The organism is Hydrogenimonas sp. (assembly GCF_029932565.1).
GTDB lineage: Bacteria > Campylobacterota > Campylobacteria > Campylobacterales > Hydrogenimonadaceae > Hydrogenimonas.
Genome location: NZ_JAOZPV010000042.1, coordinates 1 through 15,483 on the forward strand (window position 1 = coordinate 1; position 15,483 = coordinate 15,483).

Annotated in this window: 20 protein-coding genes; 15 read left to right on the forward strand and 5 right to left on the reverse strand. The window is 54.1% G+C overall.

Annotated features, from left to right (window positions below; all coding sequences use genetic code 11):
* The first annotated feature begins 136 nt into the window (after positions 1-136).
* The 4 genes from topA to Q1K24_RS06195 all read left to right on the forward strand — a co-directional run bounded on the left by topA (position 137) and on the right by Q1K24_RS06195 (position 5,040).
* Positions 137-2,347, forward strand: coding sequence for a type I DNA topoisomerase (topA, locus tag Q1K24_RS06180; RefSeq protein ID WP_300367546.1), 2,211 nt, complete (start codon positions 137-139; stop codon positions 2,345-2,347).
* A 128-nt stretch (positions 2,348-2,475) separates the two neighbouring features.
* The gene (locus tag Q1K24_RS06185; protein ID WP_300367549.1) at positions 2,476-3,006 is read left to right on the forward strand and encodes a metallophosphoesterase; all 531 of its coding nucleotides are present in this window, start codon (positions 2,476-2,478) and stop codon (positions 3,004-3,006) included.
* Positions 2,999-3,853 (forward strand): biotin synthase, encoded by an 855-nt coding sequence (locus Q1K24_RS06190; RefSeq protein WP_300367552.1) that lies wholly within the window; start codon positions 2,999-3,001, stop codon positions 3,851-3,853. Before Q1K24_RS06185 ends, Q1K24_RS06190 begins: the two co-directional genes overlap by 8 nt.
* Positions 3,850-5,040, forward strand: coding sequence for a cation:proton antiporter (locus Q1K24_RS06195; RefSeq protein ID WP_300367555.1), 1,191 nt, complete (start codon positions 3,850-3,852; stop codon positions 5,038-5,040). Before Q1K24_RS06190 ends, Q1K24_RS06195 begins: the two co-directional genes overlap by 4 nt.
* 59 nt (positions 5,041-5,099) lie before the next feature.
* Here Q1K24_RS06195 and Q1K24_RS06200 read toward each other — a convergent pair whose 3' ends face one another.
* From Q1K24_RS06200 to recA, 5 genes are read right to left on the reverse strand one after another with little or no spacing between them, the layout of a single operon-like run.
* Complete coding sequence (locus Q1K24_RS06200) at positions 5,100-5,618, reverse strand: shikimate kinase (RefSeq protein ID WP_300367558.1); 519 nt, start codon at positions 5,616-5,618, stop codon at positions 5,100-5,102.
* Positions 5,593-6,321: an AMIN domain-containing protein gene (locus Q1K24_RS06205; RefSeq protein ID WP_300367561.1), complete on the reverse strand. Its 729-nt coding sequence runs from the start codon at positions 6,319-6,321 to the stop codon at positions 5,593-5,595. Before Q1K24_RS06205 ends, Q1K24_RS06200 begins: the two co-directional genes overlap by 26 nt.
* Entirely contained in the window at positions 6,318-6,590 is a 273-nt protein-coding gene (locus tag Q1K24_RS06210) for a hypothetical protein (RefSeq protein ID WP_300367564.1), read from the reverse strand. Before Q1K24_RS06210 ends, Q1K24_RS06205 begins: the two co-directional genes overlap by 4 nt.
* Positions 6,590-7,858 (reverse strand): phosphopyruvate hydratase, encoded by a 1,269-nt coding sequence (eno, locus tag Q1K24_RS06215; RefSeq protein ID WP_300367567.1) that lies wholly within the window; start codon positions 7,856-7,858, stop codon positions 6,590-6,592. Before eno ends, Q1K24_RS06210 begins: the two co-directional genes overlap by 1 nt.
* A gap of 41 nt (positions 7,859-7,899) precedes the next feature.
* Positions 7,900-8,949, reverse strand: a complete 1,050-nt coding sequence (recA, locus tag Q1K24_RS06220; protein WP_300367570.1) for a recombinase RecA — start codon at positions 8,947-8,949, stop codon at positions 7,900-7,902.
* Between the two features lie 143 nt (positions 8,950-9,092).
* Between recA and Q1K24_RS06225 the strand changes: the two genes are divergently transcribed.
* The 11 genes from Q1K24_RS06225 to Q1K24_RS06275 form a co-directional block, all read left to right on the forward strand.
* On the forward strand, positions 9,093-9,959 hold the full coding sequence (locus Q1K24_RS06225) for an MqnA/MqnD/SBP family protein (protein WP_300367601.1): 867 nt from the start codon (positions 9,093-9,095) through the stop codon (positions 9,957-9,959).
* Positions 9,960-10,112 carry a hypothetical protein gene (locus Q1K24_RS06230; RefSeq protein ID WP_300367573.1) on the forward strand — a complete coding sequence of 51 codons (153 nt, stop codon included), beginning with the start codon at positions 9,960-9,962 and terminating at the stop codon, positions 10,110-10,112.
* Positions 10,113-10,379, forward strand: coding sequence for a flagellar biosynthesis protein FliQ (fliQ, locus tag Q1K24_RS06235; RefSeq protein WP_300367576.1), 267 nt, complete (start codon positions 10,113-10,115; stop codon positions 10,377-10,379). It abuts the gene before it with no gap.
* On the forward strand, positions 10,376-11,164 hold the full coding sequence (locus tag Q1K24_RS06240) for a UDP-N-acetylmuramate dehydrogenase (RefSeq protein WP_300367579.1): 789 nt from the start codon (positions 10,376-10,378) through the stop codon (positions 11,162-11,164). Before fliQ ends, Q1K24_RS06240 begins: the two co-directional genes overlap by 4 nt.
* 70 nt (positions 11,165-11,234) lie before the next feature.
* A complete protein-coding gene (locus Q1K24_RS06245; protein ID WP_300367582.1) occupies positions 11,235-11,741 on the forward strand; it encodes a YeeE/YedE thiosulfate transporter family protein in 507 nt (168 codons plus the stop codon).
* 2 nt (positions 11,742-11,743) lie between these two features.
* Positions 11,744-12,349 carry a YeeE/YedE thiosulfate transporter family protein gene (locus tag Q1K24_RS06250; RefSeq protein ID WP_300367585.1) on the forward strand — a complete coding sequence of 202 codons (606 nt, stop codon included), beginning with the start codon at positions 11,744-11,746 and terminating at the stop codon, positions 12,347-12,349.
* 48 nt (positions 12,350-12,397) lie between these two features.
* Positions 12,398-12,781, forward strand: a complete 384-nt coding sequence (locus Q1K24_RS06255) for an STAS/SEC14 domain-containing protein (protein WP_300367590.1) — start codon at positions 12,398-12,400, stop codon at positions 12,779-12,781.
* Positions 12,763-13,074: a hypothetical protein gene (locus Q1K24_RS06260; RefSeq protein WP_300367592.1), complete on the forward strand. Its 312-nt coding sequence runs from the start codon at positions 12,763-12,765 to the stop codon at positions 13,072-13,074. Before Q1K24_RS06255 ends, Q1K24_RS06260 begins: the two co-directional genes overlap by 19 nt.
* 49 nt (positions 13,075-13,123) lie before the next feature.
* Positions 13,124-14,248, forward strand: a complete 1,125-nt coding sequence (locus Q1K24_RS06265) for an alanine--glyoxylate aminotransferase family protein (protein WP_300367595.1) — start codon at positions 13,124-13,126, stop codon at positions 14,246-14,248.
* Complete coding sequence (locus tag Q1K24_RS06270) at positions 14,245-15,099, forward strand: ATP phosphoribosyltransferase regulatory subunit (RefSeq protein WP_300367598.1); 855 nt, start codon at positions 14,245-14,247, stop codon at positions 15,097-15,099. The genes Q1K24_RS06265 and Q1K24_RS06270 overlap by 4 nt, the downstream gene beginning before the upstream one ends.
* An 11-nt stretch (positions 15,100-15,110) precedes the next feature.
* On the forward strand, positions 15,111-15,483 hold a 373-nt coding region (locus tag Q1K24_RS06275), incomplete at its 3' end, for an adenylosuccinate synthetase (protein WP_300367604.1).

Here is a 15,483-nt window from a genome sequence, read left to right on the forward strand (position 1 = left end):
AATTTGCCATAGTACAATCCTTTGTGTGGCTTATCTGCTTTTATATCGGCCGATTCTTAAAAGAGTTTAAGATGGCTTTATGTTAGAATTGCAGCCATCGAACTATTTGTCTGCATACATTATATAGGAAGTAACATTGAAAAATCTCATCATCGTCGAATCACCCGCGAAAGCACGTACCATCAAGAATTTTCTGGGGAAAGATTATGAAGTGGTCGCGTCGAAGGGTCATATTCGCGATCTGCCCAAGCACAGTTTCGGTATCAAAATCGAGGATGACCGGTTCGAACCGCAGTACAGGGTCGACAAGGAGCACAGCGCCATCGTCAAGCAGATCAAGGATCTGGCACAGAAGAGCGAGCAGGTCTATATCGCGACGGACGAGGATCGTGAAGGGGAGGCCATAGGCTACCATATCGCCAAGGCGATCGGGAAAGATCCCGAGGAGCTGCCGCGTATCGTCTTTCATGAAATCACCAAAAGCGCCATCCGGCATGCGCTGGAGAACCCGCGCACGATCGACATGGACCAGGTCAACGCCCAGCAGGCGCGCCGTCTGCTCGACCGCATTGTCGGCTACAAACTCTCGCCCCTGCTGGCCTCCAAGATCCAGAAGGGTCTGAGCGCAGGGCGCGTGCAGTCGGCGGCACTGAAGATCGTCGTCGACCGTGAACGGGAGATCCAGGCTTTCAAGCCGGTCGAGTATTGGAGCATCGATGCCCTCTTCAGACCGGAGATCGAAGCGGGGCTTGTGGAATTCGAAGGCAAAAAGATCGAAAAGATGACGATCAAGACGGGAGACGAAGCCCACCATATGGAAGCTTTGCTCAAAAACGATGCCTACCGGGTCAAGAGTATCGAGAAGAAACAGCGCAAAAGCTCTACGCCGCCGCCGTTCATGACGTCGACACTCCAGCAGAGCGCCTCCGGCCGTCTGAGTTTTTCGCCGAAAAAGACGATGATGATTGCCCAGAAGCTCTACGAAGGGGTCAAGACCGACAAGGGGCAGATGGGTGTCATCACCTACATGCGTACCGACTCGCTCAACATCGCCAAAGAGGCACGCGACGCGGCACGGGAGACGATTTTAAAGACCTACGGCGAGAAGTATCTGCCGCCCAAGCCGAAATTCTACAGTTCGAAGTCGAAAGGGGCGCAGGAGGCGCACGAGGCGATCCGCCCGACACGGCTCGACTTTACGCCCGATATCGCGGCGAAGTACCTGGCGTCCGACGAACTGAAACTCTACCGGCTCATCTACAACCGTTTTCTCGCCAGCCAGATGGCCGACGCGATTCTGGAATCCCAGACGATTCTCTTCGCCGGCGAACATGGCATCTTCAAAGCGACGGGCCGCAAATTGATTTTCGACGGCTTCTACCGTGTCATGGGATACGACGAGAGAGACAGGTTGCTGCCGGAACTGAAAGAGGGTGAAGAGGTGCCGCTGGAGAAACTGACGGCGAACCAGCACTTCACGGAACCGCCGCCGCGCTATACCGAAGCGAGCCTCATCAAGAGACTCGAAAGCCTGGGTATCGGGCGTCCGAGTACCTATGCACCGACCATCTCCCTGCTGGTATCACGGGAGTACCTAAAAATCGAGAAGCGTCAGCTCGTTCCGACACCGATCGCCTTTACCGTCATCGAAATTCTGGAGAAGCATTTCCCGGAAATCGTCGATTCCAACTTCACGGCGGAGATGGAAGAGAAACTCGACGAAGTGGCGGAGAGAAAAGTCGACTGGCAGAAACTGCTGCTCGATTTCTACAAGCCGTTTATCGAAAAGGTGGATCAGGGCAAGAAGGAGATCAAGAGTCTCAAGAAAGCGGAGCCCATCGGACGTGAATGTCCCGAGTGTGGCAGCGAACTGCTGCTTCGAAGCGGCCGTTTCGGCGAGTTCATCGCGTGCAGCAACTACCCCAAGTGCAAATATACCGAGGCGATCGAAAAAGAGGGCGAAGAGAAACCCAAACCGCAGACGACCGACGAGGTGTGCGACAAGTGCGGTGCGCCGATGGTCGTCAAAACAGGACGACGGGGCCCATTCCTGGCCTGCAGCGCCTATCCCAAATGCAAAAATACCCGCCCGTTGGAGAAACCCAAAGCACTGGAAGTCAAATGTCCAGAGTGCGGCGGTGAAATTCTCGAGCGCACCTCCCGGCGAGGCAAATTCTACGGCTGCAGCAACTACCCGAAGTGTACCTTCGTCAGCAAATTCGAACCGGTCGACAGAAAATGTCCGGAGTGCGGCTATCTGATGGCCAAACGGACATACCGCGGCAAAGAGGTGTACGAGTGCATCAAGTGCAAGCATCGCGAAGACGCGTCTTCGAGTGAAAAGTGAAAAACGAAAAGTGAAAAGTTAGGGATGGTCGCTTCGCTTCCTTTTATTGTTATGAATGAACGCCTGCGAAGCCGGCATCCGAAACGCTTCATTCTCCATTCTTCATTCTCCATTCGAGAGGATGCCCAATGAAACTGGGAATACTCTCCGATACCCACAAAAAGGCGGGGCGTGCCCGCCGTGCCATCGACATGTTGATTGAGAACGGTGCGGAATTTCTAATCCATGCCGGCGACATCGGAAAAGAGGAGACGTTGGCGTACATGGAAGCGACGAAGTTGCCTTACATTGCAGTGCTGGGCAACAACGATCGCAAACTCGTCCATCTGACAGACCGCTACAACCTTTACAGGGAACCGCACTACTTCGAGATCGACAGTCTGCGTGTCAAGCTGATGCACCACCCCTGGTTTCTGAGCCCCGATACCGATCTGATCATCTTCGGGCACACCCACAAGTTTTCAGTCGAGTGTCGAACGACTGGAGAGCTTTTTCTCAACCCCGGAGAAGTGTGCGCCAGAAACAAGCCGGTCAGCGAAGCGGTTCTTCTGAATATTCAGGACGGTGCATGGGAGATCATCCATTGCCAAAGAGGCATCAAAGAAACGACGTGGCACTATAACAAAAAAGTGTGCGAAAGAGTTGCCGAAGATGTCTGAAAAAGTCTTTCTCTGCGCCATCAGCAATATCTCCAGCGGCCACTGTGTCGAGGATTGCAAGTTCTGCACCCAGAGTGTGAGGCATGGTGCGACGATCGAACGCTTCTACCACAAGCCCATCGAAACGATCGTCGAAGAGGCCAAAGCGGCCCGAGAGCGGCAGGCGATCGGTTTCTGCCTCGTGACCGCCGGCAAAGGCATCGACGAAAAAACACTCCGTTTCGTCTGCGAGGCGGCCGAAGCGGTGAAAAAAGAGGTCGAAGATCTCAATCTGATTGCCTGCAACGGAACAGCAAGTATGGAGCAGCTTCGGATTCTGAAAGATCATGGCATCGACAGCTACAACCACAACCTCGAAACGTCCGAATCGTTCTACCCGGCTATCTGTACGACACACGGTTGGCGGGAGCGGTACGAAACGTGTGAAAACATCAAGACGGCGGGGCTCAAGCTCTGTACCGGCGGCATCTTTGGCCTGGGGGAAACAATGGAGGATCGCATATCGTTGCTCGAGTCGATTCGTTCGCTCGATCCCGAATCGGCGCCGATCAACTTTTTCCATCCCAACGCCGCGTTGCCGCTCGAAGGCAGAACGCTGCCGATAGAGGAGGCACTGGAGATGGTGCGCATCGCCCGCGGAATCCTGGGACCGGATCGTCGCATCATGGTCGCCGGCGGCAGGGAGATCACCTTTGGCGAAGAGGATTACAGAATCTTCGAGGCGGGTGCCAACGCGATCGTCATCGGCAACTATCTGACGACACGGGGCAACGATCCGATGCGTGACCATGCCATGTTGAAAAAATATGGCTATGAAATCGCAAAAAGCTGCAAAGACGAGAAATGAGCAACGAAGTCCTGATGATCGTCACCATTTCGCTGTTGATATGGGTGGCCCCTTTTATCGCGAAACTGGTAAAGCTTCCGACGACACCGGTCGAAATCATTCTGGGTTCGATGGCCGGGGGCATCGGCCTCTTCGGAGCGGAGACGAACCACATTTTCGAACTGGTGGCGGAGTTCGGGTTTCTCTATCTGATGTTTGTCGCCGGCTTGGAGGTCAATGTCAAAAAACTGCTGAGAACCGATATCAGAATACTCAAAACCGGATTCGTCTATCTCGGAATTCTCTACGCCCTCTCCATTCTCATCGCCTATCAACTCGGCATGAGTTTCGTCTTCATGGTCATTTTTCCGCTCATCTCCGTCGGCCTTATCGCCACACTGTCGAAGGAGTACGGCAAGGAGACACCGTGGATAAAACTTTCGATCACAGTGGGTATTCTGGGGGAGCTGATCAGTATCATCGTTCTGACCCTTGCGAGTGCCGGCATCCATTACGGTCTTGGGTTGGACTTCTTTTTCAAGATATCGGTGCTGGCGATGTTCATCGCTTCGATGGTCCTGCTCTACTACCTGCTGCACCTTCTTTTCTGGTGGTACCCAGAGATCCGCAATGTCATGATGCCCTATTTCGATACGAAAGAGCAGGATATCCGTTTGAGTATGGCGACGCTTTTCATCATGCTGGCGATTATGCTCTATCTTGGACTTGAACTGGCATTCGGAGCGTTTATCGCCGGTGTCTTCATCGCGACCTTTTTCTCCCATAAAGAGGACCTCGAGACAAAGCTTTCGAGTTTCGGGTTCGGTTTTCTGATTCCGATCTTTTTCATCTATGTCGGCAGTTCGCTTCCGTTCGCGGCACTGCAGAAAGAGGGGCTCATCCTCTTTTCATTCATTATTGCAGCCATCATGATATTCGTGCGGCTGCTTGCGTCGTTTGCGTTTGTCCGGTTCTGTGGATTCAAGGATGCGATGCTGATCGGACTTTCCCATGCGATGCCGCTGACGCTTCTCATCGCCGTCGCGACATTGGCATTTTATGCAAAAAGCATCGACGAGTTTCACTACGAAGCGTTCATTCTGGCGAGTATCATCGAAGTGATTGTCTCGATGCTGAGCATCAAACTGCTGGCGAAAAGCCGTTCGAAAGATGGGTGCAAGCTGAACGGGGAAAACCGTGAAGCGTGAAACGTAAAGGGATCGCTGTTTACTTTAAAATCGGGCTGATGTATGTCCGCTTTTAGTTTTCAGCTGGCCGAGAGTTTTTGGATGATCTCTTCGACAATGGCTTCGACAGGGCGATCGGCATCGATGGTGATGTGCGCCTGTTTTTCGTAGATCGATTGCCGCTCGGCATAGAGCCGTTTCGTTTCTGCTGCATTGTGGAAAAGGGGGCGTTTCGACCGTTCGTCTGCAGAGATACGCCGTAGAATTTTCTCAAAGGGAAGCTGCAGGTAAACGACGGTGCCGATGTCGCGCAGCCGCTCGACGACCGTCGGCATGCCGCCGCCTGTGGAGATGATGCTGCCCCGTACACATTCGGCCATCCAGCGGGCGCTTTCACGCTCGAGCTCCCGAAAATACTCCTCTCCCCTCTCGTCGAAAATCGCGTGGATCGCTTCCCCCTGGGCCGTTTCGATGAGGGCATCGGCATCGAGGAAAAAACGCCCCGTCCGCCTGGCGAGCTCGCGTCCGACACTGCTCTTGCCGGCACCCATGAATCCGATCAGTACGATGTTGTCAGCGCAGGCTGATGATGTAGCCATCGGCGATTTTGGAGATGGTGTAGCGGTAGGGAGCATCGAAGGTGATGACCACGCGGTAATACCCTTTGTGGTTGCCGATGTCGACTGCCTTGAAAGGGGGTGTTTCGAGCGTTCGGTGCTTGGTCAAAAATGCGGCTTTTCTGCGAAAATCGACCGCCACCTTGAAGGGATTGGTCAAATGGAACGCTCGTATTTTTTCATCACCGGTAACAATGCGGATGGAATGTTTCTCGAATTTGAGGGAGACGAATGGAAGAGGCGAATATTCGACCGTTTTTGAAGAAGCTGCAACGGATTGTTTCTCTTTAGCTCTGTGCGGTTTTTTGCCGGCTGAGGGCTTTTTGTGCGATTTTTTCGAAACAGAAGATTCAGTTTTGGAAACGGCTTGTTTGGGAGATTTCGTCTTTCTGCTCTTTTCGGTTTCCGCCTGGGTGATCACAATCGGATTGTGCCAGTCGACAGATCGGTCGATGGCAACGATCTCTTTTTTTATCGACCCGTCGAGGGACTGGTAGTAGATGGCGACGGAGGTCAATACTCTTGCATCGACCGGAAGCTGGACCGTGACTTTCCGGAAAGGCGGTGCCTTTTCGATCTTGTTGGAAGTGACCGGAAGCACAGTGTTGTCGATGATCGGTTTGAAAGGGTTTTCCCGGGCTGCAAGAAACAGCAGGCTCAGACAGAATAGAAGGATAAATCTCATGGTTCCGGCTCCAGTTGTTTCAATTCGAAGTACTCTTTCTGTAACGCGGCATTCTGGGTTTTCAGAATTTTGATATGGCGTTCGTATGTGGTGCGCTGCTCTTCGAGTCCGAGCAATACGGTCAGCGAATTGGGCCCGAAGAGCAACACGCCGGCATAGATTCCCAGGGCGACCACCGCCAGCAGCGCAACGACGATGCGCTGCAGCGGGATGCCGAAAAGGGCAAACGACCGATGTTTTTCGGTCGGTGCCACCTCGATTTCAGGCATTAATGGAAGAGTTCCTTGCCGAGGTATTCAATATAGCCGAGTTCGCGTTCGATGGCGAAAAGCCGGTTATATTTCGCAATACGTTCCGAGCGTGCAGTGGAACCGGTTTTTATCTGGCCGGTATTCAGTGCGACAGCGAAATCGGCGATGAACGGATCTTCGCTCTCGCCGCTTCGGTGGCTCATGACGCAGGTATAGCCGTTGCGCTGGGCCAGACGGACGGTCTGCATCGTTTCGGATACCGAGCCGATCTGATTGGGCTTGATCAGAATGGAGTTGGCGATCCCTTTGTCGATACCTTCCGCCAGAATCGAGACGTTGGTGACGAAGAGGTCGTCGCCGACGAGTTGAACGTTGCAGCCGAGTTTTTCCGTCAGAATTTTCCATCCGTCCCAGTCATCTTCGCTCAGGCCGTCCTCGATGCTGACGATCGGGTATTTTCCGATCAGTTGCTCGTAATATTCGATCAGCTCTTCGCTGCTGACTGTGCGGTTTTCGCTGTCGAGACGATAGCCGCCTTCGGCCACCAGTTCGCTGCTCGCGACATCGAGTGCGATCGCGATCTGCTCGCCCGGCTTGTAGCCGGCTTTTTCGATCGCCTGCATGATGACCTGAATCGGCTCTTCGTTGTTGCTGAGATTCGGTGCGAAACCGCCTTCGTCGCCAAGTGCCGTACTATGGCCCATGTCGTGCAGGATTTTTTTGAGGTTGTGATAGACTTCGGCACTCGCACGCATCGCTTCGGAAAACTCGTCGAATCCGGTCGGCATGATCATATATTCCTGGAAATCGACACTGTTGTCGGCATGGCTGCCGCCGTTGATGATGTTGAGCATCGGGGTCGGCATGACCAATGCGTTGGCGCCACCGAGGTAGCGATAAAGCGGCATATCGAGACTTTTCGCCGCGGCTCGTGCAGTCGCCATCGAAACACCGAGAACCGCGTTCGCACCGATATTGCCGTAATTGTCCGTTCCGTCGATCTCTTTCATGATCGCGTCGATTTCGCTCTGATTGTAGGGGCTCAGACCGATCAATTCGTCGGCGATTTTGATGTTGACGTTTTCGCATGCCGTCAATACCCCTTTGCCCATATACCGGTCGCCGCCGTCTCGCAGTTCGAGCGCTTCCCGTTTTCCGGTGCTCGCACCGCTTGGAACGATCGCGTCGGCGGTCGTTCCATCGCTTAGACGGACAGTTGCGCGTACCGTGGGGTTGCCGCGGCTGTCAAGCACCTCGTCGGCGCGAATATCGTCAATAAATAGCATAGTGTTCTCCTTTGTAATGAATAATTGTAAAACCGGAGGAACTACTCCTCGCCGGCCGCTTTGATTTCGTCTTCGCTCATTTCCAGCATCGTACTGCCGATACCGAGCGCATGCTTGATCTCCTCTTCGATCTCGCATGCCAGTTCCGGGTTGTCTTTGAGTGTCTGTTTGGCATTTTCCCGTCCCTGCCCGAGTTTGGTCTCTTTGTAGCTGAACCAGGCGCCGCTTTTGTCGATGATGTCGAGTTTGACGCCGTAATCGATGATTTCGCCCTCTTTGCTGATCCCCTCTCCGAACATGATGTCGAATTCGGCGATTCGGAACGGGGGAGCGACCTTGTTTTTGACCACTTTGGCTTTGACACGGTTTCCGATCTGGTTTTCACCCTGTTTCAGCGTCGCGATACGCCGCACGTCGATGCGGACCGACGCATAGAACTTGAGGGCGTTGCCGCCGGTTGTCGTTTCAGGACTCCCGTATCCCATTGTACCAATTTTCATACGAATCTGGTTGATAAATATGACCGTTGTCTCCATTTTGTGCAGTATGCCGGTCAGTTTTCTGAGCGCCTGGCTCATCAGGCGCGCCTGCAGACCGACATGGGTGTCTCCCATATCGCCCTCGATCTCCGCTTTCGGTGTCAACGCCGCCACGGAGTCGATGACGATGACGTCGACCGCACCGCTTCGTGCGATCGTCTCGACGATATCGAGCGCCTGTTCGCCGAAATCGGGCTGGCTGACAAGCAGATTTTCGACATCGACGCCGAGATTTTTCGCGTATCGGACATCGAGTGCATGTTCCGCGTCGATGAAGGCGCAGATGCTTCCGTTTTTCTGCGCTTCGCTGATAATCTGCAGTGCCAGCGTCGTTTTGCCCGAACTCTCCGGACCGTAGATTTCGATAATCCGTCCACGCGGAACGCCTCCGATACCGAGCGCCATGTCGAGTCCCAGCGATCCGGTACTGATCGCTTCAATCGGTTCGATCTCTCTGTCGCCGAGGCGAACGAGTGCCCCTTTGCCGAATGCCTTGTCGATCTGTTTGATCGCGACGTCCAGCGCCTTCTGTTTATTCGGATCCATGTTCATCCAAACCCTTTAAATAAGAAATTAGGGATATTTTATCACCAATTCGATAAAATTTGGCAAAAAGATGGTCATTGGTCATTGGTCATTGGTCATTAGGGAGGCGCTACGCGCCGGATGGCAAAAAGGATACGATCATCGCACACATCACCTCCAATCCCGTTACGATCGCGCATTCTCCGGATGCGGACGATATTTTCATGTACTACGCCGTCAAATTCGGTTGGGTAAGTACTCCTGTGCCTTTCGAGAATGTGGCGCTCGATATCGAGACGCTCAATGAGGCGGCGATTGCCGGAACTTACGATGTGACTGCGATCAGTTTTGCGCTCTATCCGAAAATCCGTGACGATTATGCACTGCTGCGGACGGCAGTCAGCTTTGGGGAAGGGTACGGTCCCAAGCTGATCAAGCCGAAGGGCAAACGGTTGCGTCCCAATTTCAAGGTTGCGCTCAGCGGACGCCATACGACCAACGCCATGCTCTTTCGCATCGCTTATCCCGAAGCGCGCATCGTCTACAAAAATTTTCTCGATATCGAAAAAGCGGTGCTCGACGGCGAGGTGGATGCGGGGGTTCTGATCCACGAAAGCATTCTCGATTTCGATGAAAGTCTGGAGGTCGAGCGGGAGATATGGGATATCTGGCAAGAGCTTGCGGGTCCCGGTCTCCCGTTGCCTTTGGGAGGTATGGCCCTGCGCCGCTCCATCCCTCTGACACGGGCGATCGCCATCGAAGAGGCTCTGATCAAAGCGGTCGATGTCGCCAACCGCCACCGCGGTGTGCTGGCCAAGATGCTGCTGGAACGCAATCTCGTGCGCATCGACGCCGACACGCTCGACACCTATCTCGACCTCTACGCCAACGACAGAAGCGTTACGATGGACGAGACGCAGCTTAAAGCACTCGATACCCTCTTTCGCATCGGGTACGAGCACGGTTTTTACGAGTGCCCCATTCATGCCGAGGACTTTATGATTCCGCACGAATACATTCAGGAGAGGAACTCATGAATGAATAATGAAGAATTAAGAGTGAAGAGTGAAGAATTTGGGATGCCGGCTGCGCCGGCTTCCATTGTTTTGAATGAAAAGGAGCGTAGCGACTCTCCTCGATTTTTCACTTTTCACTTTTCACTTTTCACTTTCTCCGAAGGAGAATTATAGGTGGAAGCTCAATTCGTCGCCCTCGGGGTCGAAACGCTGAAACTGGCGCTGCTGCTCTCGCTGCCGATGCTGCTGGCGGGGCTGATCGCCGGTCTGGCCATCAGTATTTTCCAGGCGACAACGCAGATCAACGAGATGACGCTCAGTTTCATCCCCAAGATCATCGTCGTGGCGCTCGTCATGATCATCACGATGCCCTGGATGATGAACACGATGATCGATTTCACGACCCGTATTTTCGATATGATCAAGGGTTTCGCCTTTTGACGACCCGCAGGATCGATTTTTCGAAATTTTCCAGTATCCGCATCGGCCCGGTCGTCGATGTCGCCGTCATAGAAAAAGGGGATGCCCTGCCGAAAGAGCACTTCCTGATCGGCCATGCCAACAACCTTCTCGTCGGCCCGGTTCCGCCGCCTCTCATGATGCTCGGAAAGGATTTCGACTATATCCGTATCGAAAGTGAACGGTTGATCATAGGTGCGGCGACACCGACGGGAAAGATCCTCTCGTTTTGCAGGCGCCACGATATCGGGGGGTTCGAGTATGTCGCCAAACTGCCCGGAACGCTGGGCGGCATGCTCGCCATGAATGCGGGCGTGAAGGCCCATGAGACTTTTAATCTACTCCTTGAGGTTACGACAGACCGGGGAGTCTTCGGAAAAGAGAAGATACCCTACGGATACCGTTACGCCAAACTGCCCGGTATCGCCTATGAAGCGGCCTTCATTTGCACAAAAGGGTACGATGCAGAGCTGGCTGCGGAGCTTTTACAGCTGCGGAGCAACCAGCCCAAAGAGCCGAGTGCCGGAAGCGCCTTCAAAAATCCTCCCGGCGATTACGCCGGGCGCCTCATCGAGGCGGTCGGGCTCAAGGGGCATCGCATCGGCAATATGGCGTGGAGCGGCATGCACGCCAACTTTCTTGTCAACCTGGGCGGCGGCACCTTCGACGAAGCGATGGCACTGATCGAACTGGCGAAAAAACGGGTTTTCGAAGCCTTCGGCACAGCCCTCGACCTCGAGCTCAAAATTATTAATAAGTCTCATTAAAACTTCTGATGACATAAATTCTTCTGATTTACACTATAATTCCGGCAAATTTTTTTCAGAAGGAAAATGTATGCCACGAAAGATATCCTGGTTCACGGGCGGTATCCTGATGGCGCTGCTCATCCTTTTCACCTTTTCGATATGGGGGGCGGACCGTCCGATCGGCGCATCGACCTATGTGCCCTATTTCGCCGGACTCATTTTCGGCCTTGATCCGGAACAGTACGAATATATGAAAGAGATCGAAGCGGCAGGTGCATGGGAAGGGGTCATGCTGATCGGTGCCTTTTTAGGTGGCCTTTTCATGTCGGTTTTTGTAACGAAAACTTTCCGTTTCAGTGTGCTTCCCGCTCTCTGGAAGGAGCGTAAGAACCATTCGGTCGCATCGCGTCTTTTCTGGAGCTTCACGGCCGGTTTCGTCATGATCATCGGAGCGCGTCTCGCCGGCGGCTGCACGAGCGGACATTTCCTCTCGGGGGCGAGCCAGATCGCCGTCAGCGGCCTGATTTTTGGCGGTATAACGATGGCGACTGTCATCGTCACGGGCCGACTTTTCTATAAGAAAAAAGGGGAGTGACGATGATCGATCGATTTATCCATATGTTCGAGATCGTCGGTGCCGAAGGACACGGTGGCATTCTGACGGTCCTCTTTATCGGCTTCGTTTTCGGTGCCATTATCCAGTGGTCGCGTGTCGACAAGTTCGAAAAGATCGCCGGATTCGCGATGCTGACCGACATGACGGTTCCCAAACTTCTCTTCTTCGCGATCGGCCTGGCGAGTATCGGGCTCTACTTCATGATCGAAGCGGGGTACGCCCATTACCATGTCAAGCCGATTCTTCTGGGCGGCATCGTGATCGGCGCCATACTCTTCGGGATTGCGATGGCGATTTTCGGGAAGTGCCCGGGCACCGGTCCCATCTCGGTGGCCGAGGGACGGATCGACGTACTCGTGGGCGCCATCGGCGGTATTTTCGGCGGCCTCTTCTTTACATGGGCCTATCCGTGGCTCAAAACGATCATGGGGCCGGACTACGGTTCTCTGACGCTTCCCGAACTTTTCGAGGGATACGAATCGACGGTCGTCCTGATCTACGGCGTCGCGCTCGTCATCGTGGCGTTTGCCATACCCAACATCGAATATCTCGACCCCGAAGACCATGAGGAGAAAGCGGAAATCTGACCCCTTTCCCCATGCTCCTTTTGCTATAATTGGCGAAAGGAGTCTTTCATGCATATCCATACCCACGGCATTCGGATCGACCTGTCCCGCATCGGCGAAAAGGTGTTCGTCGAATTCGTTCTGCTTGGGAAACTGACCCACGAAGATTACGAAACGTTCGTCCCGATGATCGAACATGCGGTCAAGGGTCTGCCGCCCCGAAGCCTCAATATTCTGATCGACATGCGCCGGTTCGAGGGGTGGACGCCGAAGGCGGCATGGGATGATTTCAAATTCGGACTCGAACTGCGTGACGACATCGAAAAAATGGCGGTTGTCGGCGATAAAACGTGGGAGGCGCTCTTTACCGGAATGGCAGGATGGATGATTTCGGGACAAGCGAAATTTTTCGAATCGGTCGAGGAGGCCCGCCGTTGGCTGACAAACCCTTGAATCTCAGCGATAGGATTGCGAAACAGATTGCCCAGATCGCCAAAGATTCCGTAAAGATCGATCTGGAGATTCTGGAGTTTCTGAAAGAGGATTACGAAGAGATCAGGCGGATTGCCAAAGAGGAGCGTATCTCTCCCGCGAAGTTGATGGGGACCATTCTCGAGGGAATCAAAAAAGGGTTGATCGAGGGCGGTATCGTCAGTATCGAAATGATCAAAAACATTCTGAACGCTTCGAAAACGGAGCTGGAAGCACTCGAAAGCCGTCGGTCCAATAAAAATAAAAGAAAGTAAGCTTTCATTTGATATAATCACCCCAAAATAACGTTTGCAAGGTAAGCCAATGCTGCTTTTCACTCCCGGACCGACGCCTGTACCGGAAGCCGTCCGTATGGCGATGTCGGGACCGACGATACACCACAGAACTCCCGAGTTCGAAGCGATTTTCAAAGAGGCGCGAACCCGTCTGATGCGGCTCTTCGGCATGGACGAATGTGTCATGCTGGCATCCACCGGGACCGGTGCGATGGAAGCGTGTGTCACGAATATGTGTACCAAAAAAGTGTTGACCGTCAACGCCGGAAAATTCGGTGAGCGTTTCGGCAAGATCGTCGAAGCGTTCGGCCTCGAACTCGTGGAGCTCAAATACGGGTGGGATACGCCGGCAAGCATCGAGGATGTCAAAGCGGCGCTTGCGGACGATCCCGATATCGACGCATTCTGTATCCAGGTGAGTGAAAGCGCCGGCGGCCTGCGCCATCCGGTCGAGGAGATCGCGGCGATGATCAAAGCGGTCAACCCGGAGATCATGGTGATCGCCGACGGCATTACCGCGGTCGGTGTCGAACCGATCGACACGACCCATATCGACGCACTGATCGCCGGCAGCCAGAAGGCGCTGATGCTGCCGCCGGGCATGGCGATGGTCGGTCTCAGCGACGCGGCGGTCAGGAGGATCGGCGGCGGGACCGGCTACTACCTCAATCTCGCCAGCGAAATCAAAAAGCAGCAGAAAAACACGACGGCCTATACGGCGCCGACGACGCTCATCGTCGGCCTCAACAAGGTGCTCGAGATGATCGAAGAGGAGGGATACGACCTCTTCTACAGAAGAACGCATGCCAGGGCATTGGCGACCCGTGCGGCGCTCGAAGCGATCGGATGCATCCTCTATCCGAAAATGCCGGCCCTCTCGATGAGCGCCGTCTACGACGAAGAGGCCAACATGGTCCGGTCGATCCTGAAGACCGAATTCGGTGTCAACATCGCCGGCGGGCAGGACCATCTGAAAGGCAAACTCTTCCGCATTAACCAGATGGGGCTCATTCCCCTCCATGAAAGCGCATGGGTCGTCAACGCGGTGGAGTGGGCCTATGACCGGATGGACCGCCGCCCTTACGACGGGCTGGCGTCGAAAGTCTTCAACGAAGTCTACTTCAATACCCTTTCGGCGAACGAGCACGCATGATATTCGAGCATGAAATTCCGGCGGGAAGCCGGCTCTATTTCGGGGAAAGTGCGAAAGAGAAACGGTCGATCGAGCACATCGCCAGCGAATTGCTCGAAAGAGAGGGATTCGAAGAGATCGTCACGCCTCTCTTCTCCTACCATCAGCATCGAAGCATTCGCGATACGAAAGAGCTGCTGCGGCTCAGCGATACACAGAACCGTGAAGTGACGCTGCGGGCCGACAGCACGATCGATACAGTGCGGCTCGTGACAAAACGTCTGGGCCGTTCGACCTCGCAGAAAAAGTGGTTCTACATCCAGCCGGTCTACCGCTACCCGACCCGGGAGATCAATCAGATCGGCGCCGAGTGGCTCGACGGGAAACTGGCCGATGTGCTCGACGTGACGATGTCGCTTTTCGAAGCGCTGGATGTCGATCCGATCCTGCAGATTTCCAACATCCAGATTCCCGTACTCATCTCCTTCGAATTTGGCATTCCGCTCGAATGGTTCGCGTCGATGCAGCTTGAAAAGCTGCTCGGGACCGACCTTCCGTGGCTCGGAGAGCTGGCCCGGGTGCAGCATATCGAACAGCTCGATGCGGTTATACCGAAAATCCCCCAGATCCTGAGGCCGGAACTGGAGAAGATGAAAGATCTGATGAAGGCGTGCCGTTGCAACCAGTGCGTGCTGGCACCGCTCTATTATGCGAAGATGCGTTATTACGACGGCCTCTTTTTCCAGTGTTTCAAAGAGAATACTCCGCTTGCGAGCGGGGGGCACTTTATCAACGACGACATATCCGCTGCCGGATTTGCGCTCTATACCGATGCGCTGATCGAAGCACGGAGCAAAGGACAGAATAGATGAACCAAGCCGATTTGCACACAGCCGACCTGATCGTAGGCCTTCAGTGGGGCGACGAAGGAAAAGGGAAAATCGTCGATATGATGGCGCAGGAGTATGAAGTGGTCGCCCGTTTTGCGGGCGGACACAATGCCGGACACACCATCGTCACGAATGGCAGGAAGTATGCGCTCCATCTGATCCCATCCGGTATTCTCAACTGCGACGCCGTCAACATTATCGGCAACGGGGTTGTCGTCTGTCCGGCAAATCTGATGAAAGAGATGGCCCAATTCGACAATCTTGAAGGGCGTCTCTGGCTCAGCGACAAAGCCCATCTGATTCTGCCCTACCACCAGTTGATCGACCAGGCGAAAGAGCGGATGCGGGGCGACAAGGCGATCGGCA